Consider the following 17,401-nt stretch of genomic DNA (forward strand, 5'->3'; position numbering starts at 1 on the left):
TGTGACGGAGCCGTCACAAGCCGTGGTGGTCGGTGTTCGTGCACGACAGCGCGAGGGCGCGCCTCGGTTGCGTCGATGCCGGACCGCCGGTCGTGAGTTCCGGCGGCAATGGCGGATTCCGGGTGCTCGCCGAGCGCGGCCCGCACGTCCGTGACGGCGGCCTCGTCCGGGGCGTCGCAGGCTGATCGCTACGGGGTGAACACTCCCGCGCGCGCCGCCGCGGCCGCGGCTTCCGCGGCACGGTCCGCCGTCGCCTCGTCCAGCGGCTCGTCGGTGGTCAGCAGGCGGTAGTAGAGGGGGGCGGAGACGGCGCGGATCACCTCGCGCGTGTCGGTGCCCTCGGGCAACTCGCCGCGTTCGACGGCCTGGCGGGCGCAGGGCTCCCACTCCGTGACGCGGACGTCGTAGAACCGGTGGAGGGCGGCGGCCGCCTGTTCGTCGCAGGTCGCGGCGGCGATCACCGCCCTGAAGAGCGCGCCTTGGCGCGGGTCCGCCAGCGTGCGCCGCACCAGCCGGGCGTTCGCGCGCAGGTCGCCGAGGAGCGTGCCGGTCTCGGTGCGGGGGAGCGACTGCTCGGCCATGTCCGTGAGCAGGTCGGCGACCAGGTTGGCCGGGGTTCCCCAGCGTCGGTAGACCGTGGTCTTCCCGACCTCGGCGCGGCGGGCCACGTCCGCGAGGTCGAGGCCGGCCAGACCATGCTCGGCAAGGGCGTCGCCGGCGGCCCGGAGGACGGCGGACCGTACGCGGGCGGTGCGTCCGCCCGGGCGGACGCTGCCGGGTCCCACGCCTTCGGAAGTCATAACGGTACTCCGGTTCCATTAGTGGCTGAGTTCCTGTTAGCCTATGACCATCTTAACGGAACTCATGTCCCGTTAACGGGTGGCTGCTCCTGCGCGTCGTGCACCACCACGACGCGACGGACGGCCGGACGAAGGGATGCGGTTGTGGAATTCAGGAGACTGGGCGCGTCCGGGCTCATGGTCCCGGCACTGAGCTTCGGCGCGGGCACCTTCGGCGGGCGGGGGGAACTCTTCGGCGCCTGGGGCAGCACGGACGAGGCGGAGGCGCGCCGACTGGTCGACATCTGCGTGGAGGCGGGGGTGACCATGTTCGACACCGCCGACGTCTACTCCGGCGGCGCGTCGGAGGAGGTGCTCGGCGCCGCCGTGAAGGGGCGGCGCGACCAGGTGATCATCTCCACCAAGGCCGGGCTGCCGATGGGCGACGGGCCGGCGGACGCGGGGACCTCGCGGGCGCGTCTGATCACGGCGGTCGACCAGGCCCTGCGCCGGCTGGGCACGGACTACATCGACCTCTTCCAACTGCACGCCTTCGACGCCGGAACCCCCGTGCAGGAGGTGCTCTCCACGCTCGACGACCTCGTTCGGGCCGGAAAACTCCGCTACACCGGGGTCTCCAACTTCAGCGGATGGCAGCTGATGAAGTCGCTGGCCGACGCGGACGCCCATGGGCACCAGCGCTACGCGGCGCACCAGGTCTACTACTCCCTCGTCGGCCGGGACTACGAGTGGGAGCTCATGCCGCTGGCCCTCGACCAGGGCGTCGGAGCCGTCGTGTGGAGCCCCCTGGGGTGGGGACGCCTCACCGGCCGGATCCGCCGCGGCCGGCCGCTCCCGGCCGACAGCCGACTGCACGCCACGGCCGCCTACGGACCGCCCGTGGCGGACGAGCTGCTCTTCCGGGTGGTCGACACGCTGGACGCCATCGCGGAGGAGACGGGCCGGACCGTACCCCAGATCGCGATCAACTGGCTGCTGCGGCGCCCGACCGTCTCCTCCGTCATCATCGGCGCCCGCAACGAGGAGCAGCTGCGGCAGAACCTCGGCGCCGTCGGCTGGGCGCTGACCGAGGAGCAGGTGGCCAGGCTCGACGCCGCGAGCGCCACGACGGCTCCCTACCCCTACTTCCCCTACGAACGGCAGGAGGGCTTCGCCCGCCTCAATCCCCACCCCTTGCGGCGCGCGGGCGTACCCCAGGGCTGACCTGCCGTGTTCCGGCGGCGTGGGAACGCCATTGTCAGTGCCGTGCACAAGAATGCGGGCAAGCGAGATCAACACCGGCCGGAGCGGGTAGGCGGTCTCGAGTCCCCTGTCCCGGAAAGGCCACAGCCGATGCCGCTTACCGTCGTCCACGCGCAGACCGCCGAATCCCGTGCCACCGGTCGCCGCGGGCCCCGCCCGTGCGCACCGCTCAGCCCTGCCGGGGCCGACATCCTGCGGATAGTCGCCGATGCGCGTACCCCCGTGTTCGTCACCGTGCGCGAGGGCGGAGGGCGCAGATACAGCTACTGGCGGCCGCTGGACTCGGCCACGGGCAGGGGCGGCTGCTACGCGTCGCTGCCCACCGCCGAGTGCGACCGGCTGCACGCCGCCGGCCGGATTACTCTGGGCGAGCCGCTGACCGACCCGGCCAGGACCACTTACCGGGTCACGGCCGCCCGGACGTCGGCCGGGCCCGTGCGCGCCGTGCGCTCCCTGCGGGACCGGGCGTACGCGGCATGAGCACGGAAGAGGAGGCGGGGATGGCGAAGACGGACGGCGCCGGTGGCGACGCACCCGAGGAGGATCTCCTCGAAGGCCTGCGGATCGACGAGCGCAGGCCGGAGAAGCCGATCCTGCTCAACGCGCAGGGCAGCCCGATCGACACCTGGCGCGAGAACCATCCGTACGACCGCAAGGTACGCAGGTCCGACTACGAGCGGCAGAAGCGGGTCCTGCAGATCGAGCTGCTCAAGATGCAGCGCTGGGCCAAGGAGACCGGTCAGCGGATCGTCGTCCTCTGCGAGGGCCGCGACGCGGCCGGCAAGGGCGGCACCATCCAGCGCTTCACCGAGCGCCTGAACCCCCGCGGCGCCCGCGTCGTCGCACTGGACAAGCCGACCGAGAGGGAGGCGGGACAGTGGTACTTCCAGCGCTACGTCGCCCACCTGCCCGCCGCCGGCGAGATCGTCTTCTTCGACCGCTCCTGGTACAACCGGGCCGGCGTCGAGCGCGTGATGGGCTTCTGCACGGAGCCCGAGTACCGGCAGTTCCTCCAGCAGGCGCCGCTGTTCGAAAAGCTGCTCACCGACGACGGCATCCTGCTGGTGAAATTCTGGTTCTCCGTTTCCCAGGCCGAGCAGCGGACCCGTTTCGCGATCCGCCAGGTCGACCCGGTCCGCCGTTGGAAGCTCTCGCCGACGGACCTCTCCTCACTGGACCGCTGGGACGACTACACCGCGGCCAAGATCGACATGTTCCGGGCCACCGACACGGCTCACGCACCGTGGACGGTGGTCAAGAACAACGACAAGCGCCGGGGCCGCCTGGAGGCCATGCGCAGCCTGCTGGACCGCTGCGACTATCCGGCGAAGGACGACAAGGCCGCGGGCAGTCCCGACCCGCTGATCGTGGGCGCCGCCGACACCCTGCTCGAACCCGGTGAGGAACCCGTCGACCTCTCGCCGACACCGCTGGCCGGACACGGCGACGGGCCGGGGACCCACCCGGGCCGGGGGGACTGACCCTCGGCCGTCCACCGGGAGGCACGGCCGCCCCGGGCGACCCGGAAGGCGCGCACCGACGCGGGCCGCGGCGCGGCTCAGTGGTTCAGGGCCGCCCGGAGCGCGGGGTCCGACGCCTCCCGCCACACCGACGGGAGTTCCTCCTGCCGTGCGCGGGCTCCCGCCCGTTCCTGACCGTGGAGCAAGCCCCACGTGAACGCCGTCTCGCCCGCGCCGTGGGCCGCCACCGCCAGTTCCCGCAGCGTGTCCTGGGCGACGACGGCGTCCTGGTGCTCGCCGAGCAGCCTCTGCACCGCCTTGGCACGCTTGCCGAGACGGGCGACGGGCTTGCCGAGCGCCGGACGCGCCACCTCGGCCGCGTAGCGGACCTTCTTGGCCGCCTTGCGCGCCTGGTGCAGCGCCGCGTCCCGGGTCTGCCCGGGCGGCTGCTCCAGCGCGTGGTCCATGCGTCCGGCGAGGCGGTCGTACTCCTTGAGGACCGCCTTGGCCATGACCGGGGCCGGTTTGCGGGCCGCCTTGGCGCGCAGCGGCGGCCGCCGGACCAGCCCGTCCAGCGCGTCCAGGAGACGCAGATAGCGGGCCGAGGCCAGGGCCTCCCGCGTGCGCGTCCGGCTCTCGTCGCCGCGCGACACGTCCCACACCCGAAGCCGTGCGGCGACCGGGCCGAGCACCAGGTCGCCGGGCAGCTCGGCGACCGCACCGCTGAGCCGCTCGCGCAGCACCTCCTGGTCCCGCTCGATCCCCAGTTCACCCGCCAGCCACTTGAGCTCGGCGCGAAGGGGATCGGTGACCCGCCGGTCGAGAACCGACCGGTACGAGCGCAGGCAGCCGCGCAGCCGCCGACACGTGACACGCATCTTGTGCACCCCGTCGGGCAGGTCCCGGCGGACCGCCGGATCCAGCGCCACCAGGATGCCGACCTGTTCGCGCACGTACGCCTGCACGTACGCGCCCGGAGACCCGGGCACCACCTCGTCCGAGGCGCGCCGCGACGGCCCCACCTCCGCCGAGGCGCCGGTGTCCCGCAACGCCCGGGCGAGCTTGGAAGGGCTGTCCGACCGCGCGATCCCCTTCTTGCGCAGCTTGCGCTCCACGGTGTCCAGCAGCCCGGCCGGGGCCCCTTCGGCGAGCTCGACCTCCAGCTCGCTCCACTCGGCGCGGCCACCGCCGCCCGACAGCGACTCGGCCCGCACCTCGTCCAGGCTGAGCTCGGCGAGCACCGTGCCCTCGGCGTCGCGGAGGTGCCGCACCGAGCGGGCGGACCTGATACGTACGACGGGACGCAGCTCCGCACCCCGCGTGCGGGACAGGACGAGCTCGCGCAGCGCCTTGGGTACGTCGTCCGACAGCGCGGCCCGCACCTCCTCCCGGCTGTCCCCGGCGAGCGGGAGCTTCAGATGCCATCCGGCGTCCGAGCCGCCCGTCCGGCGGCGCAAGGTGGCCGACGTGCCGGCCAGCCGCAGATCCACGGTGTCGTGGTACACCGCGTCCAGCTCCTCGGCCCCGGCCTCGGTGACCGAGGCGACGGGACCGACGCCGGTGAGGTCCGGCAGCCCATCGGCACCGGGGGAGGACGGCTCGTACTTACGCTCTGTCTCGCGCTTCGACTGGGTCATATTGTGTCCTTCGACGCGATACGGCGGATCAAACGCGAGTGCTGGGTCTTGTTCACGGCAGGCCGTGGGAGCCGGCTCAGGCCTCACGCCGCGCCGGGTACCCCGCGGTCGAGCGGAAACGTGCCCGGTAGGCCGTGGGCGTGACGCCCAGAGTGCTCTGGAAGACACGGCGCATCGTCTCCGAGGAACCGAAACCCGACCGGCCCGCCACCGCCTCGATGTGGTCGTTGCCCCCTTCGAGGAGGGCCTGCGCGCTCTCCAGCCGTACGGATTCCAGGTACTGGCCGGTCGTCATCCCCGTCTCGGCGCGGAAGAGCCGCCGCAGGTGCCGGGCGCTGACTCCCGCGGCGCGGGCCAGGGACTCCAGGCCGTGCGGAGCGGACGGGTCGGCGGTCACCGTGTCCATCACGGCGCGCACCACCGGGTGCCGTGCCTCGCGCGGGGTCAGGCGCGCGCTGAACTGCGACTGCCCGCCCGGACGGGCCATGAAGACGACGAGTTCGCGGGCCACCTCACGGGCCAGGTCCCCGCCGTGGTCGTCCTCGACCAGGGACAGGGCCAGGTCGATGCCCGCGGTGACGCCCGCGGACGTCGTGACCGGGCCGTCCCGGACGAACACCGGGTCCGGTTCGACCGTCACCCGCGGGTAGGCGGCGGCCAGCTGCCCGGCGAGCCGCCAGTGCGTCGCGGCCCGCCGGCCGTCGAGCAGCCCGGCCTGCGCCAGCAGAAACGCTCCGGAGCACACGGAGGTGACGCGGCGCGAGCGGCCGGCCAGTCCGGTCACGAGCGCCATCAGATCCGGCTCGGCGACGGCCTGCCGCCACTCCCGCCTCCCGGTCACCACCAGGGTGTCCAGCCGGCCGGGCAGCCCGGCCGGCCCGCCCTCCACGCCCACCCTGACCCCGGAGGAGGTCCGCACGTCCGTGCCGGACGGGGAGACGACCCGTACGTCGTAGCGGGCGCCGAAGAGATTGGCCGTGGTGAAGACCTCGGCGGGACCGGTGACGTCGAGCAGTTGCACCCCGTCGAAGGCCGTCACCGCCACCACTCGCCGCGCGGACACGGCCGTGCCTACTCCGCCCACGGGGAGTCGAGGACGGTGCGCACGAAGTCCCCGCGCTCGAAGCCCGGCACGTGGTGCGCGAGCACGTCCGCCTTGACGTTGCCGAACGTGGTGTCCGGCTTGGGCCGCACTCCGTCGGTGAACGCCCCCAGGATGCGGCGCTTGAAGTCGGGACGCGGATGCAGGGCGACGACCGCGGCCCGGTCGGCCTCGGCGAGGTCGTGGTAGCCGATGCCGAGGACGTCGTACTCCACGCCCGCGGTCACCAGCGCCACCTCCGGTTCCATGAACTCCGGGACGCCGGGAGTGGTGTGCAGGGCGATCGCGGTCCACACCCGCCGAATGCCGTCCTCGGGCACGTCGTGCGCGCGCAGGAAACGGCGCGCCTCGTCGGCGCTGTCCACCTCGAAGCGCCGGCCGCTGCCGTGGAAGGCCTCGTTCAGGCCCAGGTCGTGGAACATGGCGCCGATGTACAGCAGTTCCGGATCGAAGCTCAGGCCCCGGTCGCGCCCCTGGAGGGCGCCGAAGAAGTACACCCGGCGCGAGTGGTGGTAGATCAGCTCGCTCGTGCTGTCCCGCACCAGTTCGGTCGCCTCCCGGGCCGGCTTCGTGTCCGGGACGCGAACCCCGGCCGCGGAGAAGTCACCGGTCGCGTAAGGGTTACCGGTCGCGTAAGGGGCACCGGTCCTGGAAGGTTCGTTCGTCATCGCCAACCGCCTGCTCATCGGTCCGCCGGCGTCTCCGGCAGCCGTGTCCAGTCTGGGCGGCGCGAAACGGTGACGCCATGGCCGTCCGGCCGTATGACCCACGGATCCGGACACGCGACGGGTCAATACACCTACCCGCCGGTGACGAGCCAGGGGCGCGGATCCGTGTAGTACCCGTCCAGTACGACTTCGAAGTGCAGGTGGGGGCCGGTGGACAGGCCGGTGGAGCCGACCCGTCCGATCGGGGTGCCGGCCTCCACGGTCTGTCCCACGGCGGCCTCCAGGGACGACAGGTGGCTGTAGGTGGTCTCCAGACGTTTGCCCTCGATGGTCCCGTGGTCGATCACGACGCGGTTGCCGTACGCGCTGGTCGGCGCGGCGAACACGACGCGGCCCTGCCGGGCGGCGACGACCCGCGCTCCCTGGGGCGCGGCGAAGTCCACGCCGGTGTGCAGCTTGGTCACCCCGGTCAGCGGGTGCTCCCGCGACCCGTAGGGCGAGGTGACGGTCAGCGGGCTCACCGGAGCGGCCAGGAGAGCGCCGACCGCCCCGCCCGTGCCGCCGCCGGACTCGGCCCGGTCGAGTGTCTCGTACCGCGGGATCAGGGCCTCGACCTCGGCGAGGTAGGTCCGGGCCGTCGGAGGCACGTGCCCCGCCTCGGTCACGGCGTCCGTCCCTGACGAGTACGCGGCGAGGGTCAGCTCCACGAGGTCCCCGTTGACCCGGCCCTCGGTGCGCAGTTCGGTCACCTTCTCGGCGAGCGAGCAGTCCTGCCGACCGAGCGCCATGATGGCGTCCGCCGGATCGCGGGGCGAGGAGTGCCCGTTGCCGTCGTCGTCCCTGCCCCAGGTCCGCCACTCGGTGTCGGTGAAGGCGGCGATGCCCTTCTGGCCGGAGAGCGCGTCCGTGTCGTCGCTCCAGCCCGAGAGCTGGTCGATCTGGGCGGCGAGCAGGGACGGTTCGAGGATCGTGCAGGCCGAGGCCGCCTTGCGCAGCCAGGGGACGTAGGAGGGGTCGATGTCGACCGCCGCGGCCTGGTTCGTGTCGGAGTCCTCGGGCCACGGGGAGGGCAGACCGCCCGTCAGCGCGAGGAACGCGGCCACGCCGGTAACGGTCACCAGACCCGGTAACAGCAGCAGAGTGAAGGGCCCCGGCCCGCGGCGCTTCCGCTTCCCGTCCTGTTCCGGTCGGCCCGCTCCAACCGGTTGCTCCGGCTGCTCCGGCCGCTGGAGCCGTGCTGGTTGTTCCGGCTGTCGCTCGTCCGCGTCCACGGCCGTCTCCGCCACGGTCAGCCGTTCGTCCTTCACCTGGGCGCTCGCCGGGACCTGATGCTCACGAGGCCGAAGGTAACGCCCCCGTTCCGCAAGCGTCAGGAGACCCTGAGGCAGAGGGAGATGTCCGAATGGGCAGGGCGGTGGCGGCCCGACGGGCAGATCGGCCGCGGCCTCGCCCGGACCACGTCCCCGGTCTGCGCGGTCGTCGGCCGCGCGACCACGTTCGCCGACGCCATCGCCGCCGGCGAGATCACCACGGCCCACCGGCGTGGCATAGAATCCCCGCCATGGGCGTCTCCTGAACCGACCGCACGGTCCACAGCCATCCGCCCGGCAGACGCCGGGCGTCGATCGAGCGTTCCCGCGCGCCCACTCAGGAGACAGCCACCCATGTCCGTTCACTCCCGTTGCCCTGTCCTGGACGACCGCATCGCCCGGCTGCGGCAGCTCGCCCGGTCCGAGCCCCGTCTCGAAGGCGTACTCCTCTACGGCTCCTGGACGGTCGGCGAGGCCGACGCCCACTCCGACATCGAGGCCTACCTCTACGTCCAGGACGAGTACCTCGACGACTTCGACGCCCGGGCGTTCCTCGAACAGCTCGCCCCGCTGCGGTTGGCGTACACCAACATGTACGGCATCCTCGCCGTCGTCTTCGACGACCTGATGCGCGGCGAGTTCCACATCACGCCGGCCGGCCCCGGCATCGCGGAGGTGCCGACCTGGGAGGGCATGGTGCACCTGCCCCGCCCCGAGGACGCCGTCCTGCTGGACCGCGCCGGCCGCCTCACCCGGGCCGCCCGGCGCCTGGCCGAGTTCCGCCCGCCCGAGCCCACCGCCACCGCGCAGCAGCTCACCGACGAACTGGCCAACTGGACCCTGATGCTGGCCCACGTCCTGGCCCGCGGCGAGGTGGCTCGCGCCCACAACCTGCTGCACGCCGTCGTCGCGCCGCAGCAACTGAAGCTCTGCCGGCTCCTGCGCGACAGCACCGCACACTGGCTGACCCCCAGCCGGGCACTGGAACAGGACGTGCCCGCCGCCGACGTCGACCGGTACACCGCCACCACCACCGCCGCCCGGGAGGACGAGGTGCGCACGGCCGCCCGCGACAGCTGGCGGTGGAGCCGGGAACTGAGCGCCGAGGCAGCCGACCGGTGGGCGGTCCGGGTGCCGCGACGGCTGCACGAACAGATCGCGGAACTGCTGGCGGCGAACCGCCCGGGCTGAGCCACGACGGGTGCGGAGCGGACCGGGGCCGCCCGTACCATCCCGGTGTGGCCGGGTCTGGCAGGCGGGACATTACTCCGATAGCTTGCTCGTGCGGCCCCGCGTTCTCCCCCGTACGCGGGGCCGCACCAGTCCGCGATGCCTCGGCCCGTCGGCCACCGGCGCCGCTCGTCACGCGCGTCCGCCGGCACCCCGCCGCCCGGCAGGAGCCCTGATCACCGGGCTGCCGCGGAGCTGGTAGCGTCGCGTGGTCGCGGCGGGCGGCGCGAGAGAGGTGTCGGTGCGTGGGTGAGCGGCAGGACCGTGAGTGGGTGGCGATGACACCGGGCGACTTCGACCGGGACGCCCCACTGGTCCTCAACGTGGGCACCGGGCCCTCCACCGTCCCGGCCGAGCCGGACGAATACGGCACGGCCCCCCTGTTCGGGGACACGGCGCCCGCACCGAGCGCCCCGCGCCGCAACCGGCGGGGACGGCCCTCACCCGCCCAGGAGCGGCTGTTCTGACCGTCCCCACCAGGGGGCATCGGGTCAGGACGCGGGGACCTCGTCCACGAAGCCCGTACCGGCCGTGCGGTATCCGGCGACCTTCGCGGCGACCTGAGCCGGGCTCAGCACCTGGTCCTTGACGTGCAGGACGTAGTCGACCTGCTGGTCGTAGGCGCGCGGGGTCGTCGACGTCTGCCCGTTCAGGTCGATCAGCCACTGGTTGAAGTTGATCGACATCGGCCGCTCGGGCAGGTACCGCGCGTCATGCGTGCCGAAGTGCTGCCCGTCCACGTAGTACGTGATGGCGCTGTCGTCGATGGTGACGACCAGGTCGTGCCAGCCCGCGTAGCTCCGGCGCTGCTCCGAGTGCTGGTTGACGGCCTGCCAGGGATCGGGGTTGTAGGTCTCCCAGGAGGTCGTGTAGAGGATGTTCGACGGCTCGCCCCACCCTCCGTTCGGCAGGTACTCGAAGTCGTACTCGGCGTAGTCGTCGGCCATGGGGGCCTTGAGGTCGTTGATGGTGAAGAACGTCTGCACCAGGTGGTCCCCGTCCGGTCCCGACCTGGGGGCGTCGGAGAACTTCACCCGCGCCGCGTAGGTGCCGTTCCTGAACTTCATGTCCTTGGTGAGGACCTCGGTGTGCGTGGTGGACGCGCCGGTGCCCGCGGTGGAGGTCTCCAGGTTCATCACGGAGTTGCCGCCGGCGGAGACGAAGGTGACCTTGGACGGGTCCCAGGTGGCGCCGGGGACACCGGGCCCGCCGGAGTTGGCGCGCACGCTCCAGCCGTGCGCGGAGATGTCCGGGTCGGTGTGCGAGCTGTAGTCGAAGTCGTCGAACAGGGCCTGTCCGCCGCCGGGCGGGTCCGTCGGGTCGGGCGGATCGGTCGGGTCCGTGTCGTTGCCCTCGGGAGCCGTGCCCCACACGGTGGCACCGGCGAGCTGGGCGGTGACCTTGTCCCAGTCGCCGTACGAGGTCTGGGTGCCGTTGAACGAGTAGTCGTCGCTCTGCCGGACCGTCTGCCAGCTGGTCTGGTGGAAGCGCAGTTGCATGTCCCCGGTGTCCGCGCCGGGTGGCAGGCTGCCGGCCGCCGGCGTGAAGCCGATCTCCAGATAGCGGTCGGCCGTCGCGGTGGGGCTGCTCAGCGTGCCGAACGTGCCGGTGACGGCGGAACAGCCCCGCACCGCCCAGGAGCAGGCGAAGCGGTAGGAGGCGTTCGGCGAGTCCGCCTTGAAGTAGTAGCGGACCTTCACCTGGCTGAGCTGCACGGGGGAGGTGCCGGTGTTGCGCACCTTGAGCCAGGGTTCCGTCTGGTCGGCGGTGGCTCCGCTCGCGCTGGTGCGGTACTGGACGCTGAGGCCGCCCGCCTCGGGTGCGGCCTGTGCGGGGAGGGCGGTCAGCGCGCCGCCGCCCAGGAGAGCCGCCAGGGCGAGCGCCAGGCGGGCGCGGCTGACGGGGGGTCGGGTTCTCATCCGGGATCCTTTCGGCATGGCTCCCGCCTGCGCGGGAACCGCGGTGGGTGGTGCGTGGCGTGGGGATACGACGGTGAACCGGCCGGTACCGGTGCTCAGCGGACGCCGCCCACCCGCGGCGGCACCGGTGCGGTGGCCGGCGGGTCGGCGTGCGGGACGTTCAGCGCGTCCAGTCGGGCCCGGTGCCCTGCCAGCCGGGCGGTGAAGTCCCGCCAGCCCGACGTGCCGTCCCAGACCCGTTCGGCGAGCGCGCACAGCCGGGGATAGGTGAGGTACTCGATGTGCTCGGGCGTCTGGACGAACTCGGTCCACAACTGGCCCTGCGCGCCGAGTACTCGGGAGGCGATCGCCGGGTCCGGCGTGGGCGGCGCGAGGTCGACGCCGTACACCGCGCGCAGGTCGACGACCGCGCCGGGCTGGGCGGGCGGTTCCTGCGGGCCGGGGCCGCGGGCGTAGTCGAAGTAGGTGGCGCGGTGGTCGGTGTGCACGACCTGGTGCCCGCGCTCGGCCGCCGCGTGGCCGTGCCCGGGTTCGCGCCAGCTCATCACCGTGCACTCCAGGGGGAGGGCGACGCCGTTCTCGGCCCAGACGACCGGCCGGCGGCCCGCGCGCACGAGGTGCCCGGCCATGCGGGCGATGAACCAGGGGTGCAGCGCGCGGGGACCCGGCAGCCCTTCTCGGGCGGCGCGGGCCCGCGCCGCCGGACTCCGCTCCCACTCGGTGCTGGGGCACTCGTCGCCGCCGATGTGGACGTACGGCGAGGGGAAGACCTCCATCACCTCGTCCAGCACGGTGCGGAAGAAGTCCAGGACGTGGTCGTCGGTGCCGAGGACGTTCTCGCACACGCCCCAGTGCGTCCACACGTCCAGGCGGCGCGCGGGGTCGGTGCCCAGCTCGGGGTGGGCGGCCAGGGCGGCGCGGACATGCCCCGGCACGCCGGTCTCCGGCAGCACGGTCACCCCGCGCTCGGCCGCGTACGCGACCAGCTCCCGCAGTTCGGCGCGGGTGTACGAGCCGCCGTGCGGTACGCCGTCGAAGCGGTCGCTGCCGGCGGGGCCGGCCATCGACTCCGACCGCCGTCCACCTACCTCGGTGAGCCTCGGGTAGGCGGCCACCGGCATCCGCCAGCCCTGGTCGTCGGTGAGATGGAGGTGGAAGACGTTCAGCTTGTGCAGCGCCATCAGATCGACGTAGCGCCGCAGATAGGACACCGGCTGGAAGTGCCGGGCCACGTCGAGCATGGAGCCGCGCCAGGCGTGGCGGGGTACGTCGGTGATCTCCACGGCGGGCAGGTCCCACGGCACGCCGCGCACCGGCCCTTCGGACAGGGCGTCGTAGGGCAGGAGCTGCCGCACCGTCTGTACTCCGCGCAGGAGCCCGGCCGGGCGGGCGGCGCGCAGCAGGGCGCCCCCCGGGCTCACGGTCAGGCCGTAGCCCTCGTCGCCGAGGCCGGTGAGGGCGGGGTCGAGCGCGAGGACGAAGGCACCGTCTGCGGCGGCCTCCAGTCGCAGTCCGGTGGCCGGGGCGAGGAGGGTGCGCAGCAGCTTCGCGGCCGCCTCGGCTCCCGGCGTGACCCGCAGCCGGGTCGTGCCGTCGAGCCGGAAGCGGCCGGAGCGGGTGGAGATGCGGCGGGGACGGGGCACGAGGGCCAGTTCGGGGCGTGGCAGTTCCACGGGACGGCTCCGGTGGTCGGCGGTGCACGACGGGCGGGGAGGAGGGCGGGGGACGGCGTACGCGGTCAGCCCTTGACGCCTCCCGAGGCCAGCCCGGCCGTCACATGGCGTTGCAGGGCGAGGAAGATGACCAGCGCGGGCAGGGCGAAGAGGGTGGAGGCCGCCATCGTGGCCCCCCAGTCGGTGCCGAAGGTCGACTGGAACGAGGAGAGCCACACCGGCAGCGTGCGGCTGTCCTGCTGCTTGATGATGAGGAAGTTGGCGTAGGTGAACTCGTTCCACGCGGTGATGAAGCCGAACAGGGAGGTGGCCATGAGACCGGGTGCCAGCAGCGGGAAGGCGACCTTGCGGAAGGCACCGGCCCGGGTGCAGCCGTCGACCTGTGCGGCCTCCTCCAGTTCGGGCGGGATGCCGGCGATGAAGCCGCGCAGCACGACCACCGTGAACGGCAGCGTGATCATGAAGTAGATCAGCGTCAGTGTCGGGAGCCGGTCGAGCATGCCGGTGTCGCGGGAGATGATGTAGATCGGGATGATCAGCGACTCCCAGGGCGCCATCTGCGCGATGAACACCGCGAGCACGAACTGCCGACGCCCGCGCCAGCGCAGCCGCGCCACCGCGTAAGCGGCACCGAGCGCCACGACCAGGGCCAGCAGTACGGCGCTGAGGGTGACCAGGATGCTGTTGCGCCAGAACAGGGCGAAGCCGTCGGCGGCGACCGCCCGTTGGAAGTGGTCGAACGTCCAGGCACGGGGGATCAGCCGGGGATCGTACGACTGGATGTCCGTGGACGGTTTGAAGGCAGTGGTGACCATCCAGTACACGGGGAACAGGCAGATGACCACGGTGAGCGCGGCGGCGGCGTGGAGCGGGAGGCGGCGCAGCGCGCGGCGGGCCGAGGGGTGCGAGGTGCTCACAGCTGCTCGCCCTCCTGGCGGAACAGTTGACGGAAGTAGAGGACGAGGACGCCGCTCATCAGCAGGACCGTGAGCATCGAGGCGGCGGAGCCCAGGTCGTAGCGCTGGCCGGCGAGCGCGGTCTGCACGGCGTACACCGGCAGGATCGTGGTGGCCTCGCCCGGCCCGCCGCGGGTCATCACCCAGATCTGCACGAACGCCTTGAACGTCCAGATCACTTCGAGGGACAGGACCAGCATGAAGATCGGCCGGATCAGCGGGAACGTCACGGAGCGGAAGACGCGCGCGCCGCCCGCGCCGTCCATCCGGGCCGACTCGTACAGTTCGGCCGGCACCGTCACCAGGGCCGAGTAGAGCGTGATCGCGGCGAACGGCACCGACTGCCAGACGATCAGGACCACGACGATGGCGAACGCGGTACCGCCGTGCGCGAACCAGGTGTAACCCTCGTACGAGGAGAGGCCGAGACCGGTGAGGGTCTCGTTGACGATGCCGAACTCGGAGTGGAACAGCCACTGGAAGACGGTGGTGGCCGCCACCACGGGCACGGCCCACACCAGCACCAGGGAACTGAGGACCACGGTCCTGGCCGCCCTGCCGAGCCGCTCGGCCATCAGCGCGACCAGCGTGGACAGCACCATGATCGCGACCACGTTGACCGCCATGAACACGAAGGTCCGGCGCACCACCTCCCAGAACTGCGGATCGCTCAGCAGCGTCCGGTAGTTGCGCAGCCCGACGAAGTCGGCGTCGCCGAGGATCAGCTGACGCAGCCGGAAGTCCTGGAAGGAGATGAGGACGGCGCGGGCCAGCGGATAGATCAGCAGGTAGAGCATGCCCAGCACGGCGGGCGCGATCAGCAGGTACGGCCAGAGGGATCCCGGGCGGGCCCCGCCGCGTCCGCCCGGGCGTCCGGGGGCGGCACGCGGCGGGCGGCTGACCTTGTGCGGCCCACTCCGCTCACGGACGGTCGACACGGCGCCTCCTGGTCCTCGGGGTGTCGCAGTCGGCTGCTGTCAGGAGCCGCTGTTGAGCGTGTCGGTGATCGTCCGGGACGCCTTGGCTGCCTCGGACTCGGCGTCACGGCCGGTGAGTACGGCCGTCATGTACTCCTTGATCGGGTTCTTCGCCTCGACCGCCGCCCACTGCGGGGTGTTGGGGGTGGCGTGTCCGTTCACGGCGCCGGCCGCCATGGCGGCGGTGCCGGGGTCGGCGGAGACGGCGCCCGCGAGGGTGGTCTTGTTCGGTACGTAGCTCATGGCGACCGCGAGTTTCTTCTGCCAGGCGTCTCCGGTCAGTTCCCGGATGAAGGTGAACGCCTCCTCCTGGTCTGCGGCGACGGCCGGGACGACCAGGTCGGAACCACCGGTGAAGACGGCGCCCGGACGGTCGGCGGTCTTGCCGGGGATCGGGAAGAAGCCCAGCTTTCCCTTGAGTTCGGGGTTCTTCTCCTCGATGACCTTGGCGCCGCCGGGGACGGCGATGATCTGGGCCACCTGCCCCTTCGCCATGACCTCCGCCTGCGGCGGCTGGGCCTCGTCCGAGTCCTTGGGACCCTTCCCGAGGGCCTGGAGGCGCTGGTAGAAGTCCATGGCCCGCAGCGCCTCGGGACTGTCGAGGCCGCCCTTCCACTCGCCGCCGGACTCCACGGCGAGGTCGCCGCCCTCGTCCCAGACGAAGCCGGACAGGACGTACCAGTTCTGGCCGGGCAGGTAGATGCCCTGTGTGCCGCCCTTGTCGAGCTTGGCGGTGGCGGCGATCCACTGGTCCCGGGTCTTGATCCCGGCGGCGTCCACACCGGCCTTCTCGAACAGGTCGGTGCGGTGGATCACGACCCGGTTGGCGGCGTAGTACGGGATGCCGTACTGCTTGCCTTCGTACTTCCCGGGCTCGGCGAGGCCCTTGAGCCAGTCGCTCCCGCCGAGTTCGTCCACCCGGTCCGAGAAGTCGGTGAGGCCGCCGCTCTGGGCGTACTGGGCGACCTGCGTGTTGCCGACCTCGATGACGTCGGGCGCGTCGTTGCTGGCCAGTGCCGCGGTGACCTTCTCGCCGATGCCCTCCCACTCCTGGATCTGGATCTTCAGGTCGATGTCGGGATGGGACTTCTCGAAGCCCGTCTCGAACTGCTTCTGGAAGTCGGCCGAGACGCTGTCGCGCATGAGCCACACGTCGAGGGCGGTCCTGCCGCCGCCGGCGCCGTCCGACGCGTCGCCGGACGAGGAACAGGCGGCGAGCCCGGCGCTGAGCACCAGCGTGGAGAACAGGGCGAGCGGGCGGTACCTCACGGTTCACCTCTGGGAGAGCTGGAAGGGACGAAGCACCCACACTTGACCAGTAAGGGGTGCAAGGCTTACCAGTCGGCGTTGGTCGAAGGTGGCATGGACCAATGAGGGCGTCAACCCCCCGCGTATAAGGGGTGTTTCGGCCGGGCGATGTGATGTGTGGCTGGTTCGCGACCGATGTGGACAGGTAAACTCGGCTGACCAGCAGACCAGTTACGGGAGTACCGCATGGAGATCGACGCCGCCGCCTCCGGTGCGGTGCTCAAGCGCGAGCGTGTCCGCGACGCGATCCTGGAACTCATCGAGGAACGGCGCCCGGGTGACGCGATCCCCTCCGAGCGCACTCTGTGTGCCGAACTCGGCGTGTCCCGGCCGACCCTGCGCGCCGCGGTCGACGAACTGGTGGTCGCCGGGCTGCTGGTGCGCGAGCACGGCCGGGGCATGTTCGTCGCCGCCGAGAAGATCACTCAGGAACTGGTCTCCGACCGGCGGGCCTTCAGCCTTCCGCAGGCGGCGGGCGCCTGGACCAGCAGACTGCTGGAGGTCCGTACCCTGCCCGCGGGCGCCCGGGTGGGTCGCAAGCTGCGCATGTCGCCGGCGGCGCAGATCCACTACGTGGCCCGGTTGCGGCTGGTCGACGGCTCGCCCATGGCCATCGAGTACCTGCACGTCCCGGCCGACCTCGTCTCGGACCTGACCAGTGAGGAACTGGAGCAGGGCGACCTGTACGAGCACCTGAACGAGCGGCACGCCGTCCGGGTCGACCAGGCCGTGCAGTCGATCGAACCCACCGTGGTGACCCGCGCGGAGGCCGACCTGCTCGACGTGCCGGAACTGTCCCCGGCGCTGCTCTTCGAGCGCCTGACCACCGACACACGCGGCCGTCCGGTCGAGTACGTGCACTCCCTCTACCGCGGCGACCGCTACCGCATCGTCTCCCGGCTCACGCTGGGCCCGCGCGACCAGGCCCCGCCCTCGCGCGAGGGGCATCATCCGGGCATCCCGCCAGGTGACTTCACGAACGGAGACCCCGTCACGCTCTCGACACGCGGAGTCGTGCAGGACGGAATGTAACGCCACTTCGGTGCGCGGAGATGCTCGGAACGGCGATGTATCGAGCACGTATTGACATGCAACGGCTGAGCACGCAGAGTCTTGCCC

Annotated in this window: 16 protein-coding genes; 6 read left to right on the forward strand and 10 right to left on the reverse strand. The window is 72.0% G+C overall.

What is annotated here, in order from left to right; all coding sequences use genetic code 11:
* Positions 1 to 188 precede the first annotated feature (188 nt).
* Complete coding sequence (locus ACFCZF_RS17615; RefSeq protein ID WP_376672417.1) at positions 189 to 800, reverse strand: TetR/AcrR family transcriptional regulator; 612 nt, start codon at positions 798 to 800, stop codon at positions 189 to 191.
* Between the two features lie 144 nt (positions 801 to 944).
* Here ACFCZF_RS17615 and ACFCZF_RS17620 point away from each other — a divergent pair, with 144 nt between their 5' ends.
* From ACFCZF_RS17620 to ppk2, 3 genes are all read left to right on the forward strand, one after another.
* Positions 945 to 2,003 carry an aldo/keto reductase gene (locus tag ACFCZF_RS17620; protein ID WP_376672418.1) on the forward strand — a complete coding sequence of 353 codons (1,059 nt, stop codon included), beginning with the start codon at positions 945 to 947 and terminating at the stop codon, positions 2,001 to 2,003.
* Positions 2,004 to 2,132: 129 nt separating this feature from the next.
* Positions 2,133 to 2,522, forward strand: coding sequence for a hypothetical protein (locus tag ACFCZF_RS17625; protein WP_376672419.1), 390 nt, complete (start codon positions 2,133 to 2,135; stop codon positions 2,520 to 2,522).
* Positions 2,523 to 2,542: 20 nt separating this feature from the next.
* On the forward strand, positions 2,543 to 3,523 hold the full coding sequence (gene ppk2 / locus ACFCZF_RS17630) for a polyphosphate kinase 2 (RefSeq protein WP_376672420.1): 981 nt from the start codon (positions 2,543 to 2,545) through the stop codon (positions 3,521 to 3,523).
* A gap of 77 nt (positions 3,524 to 3,600) precedes the next feature.
* Here the strand turns inward: ppk2 and ACFCZF_RS17635 are convergent, their stop codons facing one another.
* The 4 genes from ACFCZF_RS17635 to ACFCZF_RS17650 all read right to left on the reverse strand — a co-directional run bounded on the left by ACFCZF_RS17635 (position 3,601) and on the right by ACFCZF_RS17650 (position 8,216).
* A complete protein-coding gene (locus ACFCZF_RS17635; RefSeq protein ID WP_376672421.1) occupies positions 3,601 to 5,139 on the reverse strand; it encodes a CHAD domain-containing protein in 1,539 nt (512 codons plus the stop codon).
* Between the two features lie 76 nt (positions 5,140 to 5,215).
* Complete coding sequence (locus ACFCZF_RS17640; RefSeq protein WP_376672422.1) at positions 5,216 to 6,202, reverse strand: GlxA family transcriptional regulator; 987 nt, start codon at positions 6,200 to 6,202, stop codon at positions 5,216 to 5,218.
* 8 nt (positions 6,203 to 6,210) lie between these two features.
* Positions 6,211 to 6,909 (reverse strand): HD domain-containing protein, encoded by a 699-nt coding sequence (locus ACFCZF_RS17645; RefSeq protein ID WP_376672423.1) that lies wholly within the window; start codon positions 6,907 to 6,909, stop codon positions 6,211 to 6,213.
* Positions 6,910 to 7,040: 131 nt separating this feature from the next.
* Positions 7,041 to 8,216, reverse strand: coding sequence for a M23 family metallopeptidase (locus ACFCZF_RS17650; protein ID WP_376672424.1), 1,176 nt, complete (start codon positions 8,214 to 8,216; stop codon positions 7,041 to 7,043).
* Positions 8,217 to 8,573: 357 nt separating this feature from the next.
* Here ACFCZF_RS17650 and ACFCZF_RS17655 point away from each other — a divergent pair, with 357 nt between their 5' ends.
* Positions 8,574 to 9,410: a nucleotidyltransferase domain-containing protein gene (locus tag ACFCZF_RS17655; protein ID WP_376672425.1), complete on the forward strand. Its 837-nt coding sequence runs from the start codon at positions 8,574 to 8,576 to the stop codon at positions 9,408 to 9,410.
* 284 nt (positions 9,411 to 9,694) lie between these two features.
* Positions 9,695 to 9,916, forward strand: a complete 222-nt coding sequence (locus tag ACFCZF_RS17660) for a hypothetical protein (RefSeq protein ID WP_375909264.1) — start codon at positions 9,695 to 9,697, stop codon at positions 9,914 to 9,916.
* A 24-nt stretch (positions 9,917 to 9,940) separates the two neighbouring features.
* Here the strand turns inward: ACFCZF_RS17660 and ACFCZF_RS17665 are convergent, their stop codons facing one another.
* The 5 genes from ACFCZF_RS17665 to ACFCZF_RS17685 all read right to left on the reverse strand — a co-directional run bounded on the left by ACFCZF_RS17665 (position 9,941) and on the right by ACFCZF_RS17685 (position 16,243).
* Positions 9,941 to 11,368 (reverse strand): cellulose binding domain-containing protein, encoded by a 1,428-nt coding sequence (locus ACFCZF_RS17665; protein WP_376672426.1) that lies wholly within the window; start codon positions 11,366 to 11,368, stop codon positions 9,941 to 9,943.
* Positions 11,369 to 11,463: 95 nt separating this feature from the next.
* Positions 11,464 to 13,041, reverse strand: a complete 1,578-nt coding sequence (locus ACFCZF_RS17670; RefSeq protein ID WP_376672427.1) for a beta-N-acetylhexosaminidase — start codon at positions 13,039 to 13,041, stop codon at positions 11,464 to 11,466.
* 65 nt (positions 13,042 to 13,106) lie between these two features.
* A complete protein-coding gene (locus ACFCZF_RS17675; protein ID WP_376672428.1) occupies positions 13,107 to 13,958 on the reverse strand; it encodes a carbohydrate ABC transporter permease in 852 nt (283 codons plus the stop codon).
* The gene (locus ACFCZF_RS17680; protein ID WP_376672429.1) at positions 13,955 to 14,935 is read right to left on the reverse strand and encodes a carbohydrate ABC transporter permease; all 981 of its coding nucleotides are present in this window, start codon (positions 14,933 to 14,935) and stop codon (positions 13,955 to 13,957) included. The genes ACFCZF_RS17675 and ACFCZF_RS17680 overlap by 4 nt, the downstream gene beginning before the upstream one ends.
* Before the next feature lie 39 nt (positions 14,936 to 14,974).
* Positions 14,975 to 16,243, reverse strand: a complete 1,269-nt coding sequence (locus ACFCZF_RS17685) for an extracellular solute-binding protein (RefSeq protein ID WP_376672430.1) — start codon at positions 16,241 to 16,243, stop codon at positions 14,975 to 14,977.
* Between the two features lie 225 nt (positions 16,244 to 16,468).
* On the opposite strand from ACFCZF_RS17685, the gene ACFCZF_RS17690 reads away from it, so the two are divergent.
* Positions 16,469 to 17,314, forward strand: coding sequence for a GntR family transcriptional regulator (locus tag ACFCZF_RS17690; protein ID WP_375909254.1), 846 nt, complete (start codon positions 16,469 to 16,471; stop codon positions 17,312 to 17,314).
* The last annotated feature ends 87 nt before the right edge of the window (positions 17,315 to 17,401 follow it).

The sequence above is a fragment of the Streptomyces sp. NPDC056296 genome (assembly GCF_042268605.1).
Taxonomy (GTDB): Bacteria; Actinomycetota; Actinomycetes; order Streptomycetales; family Streptomycetaceae; genus Streptomyces.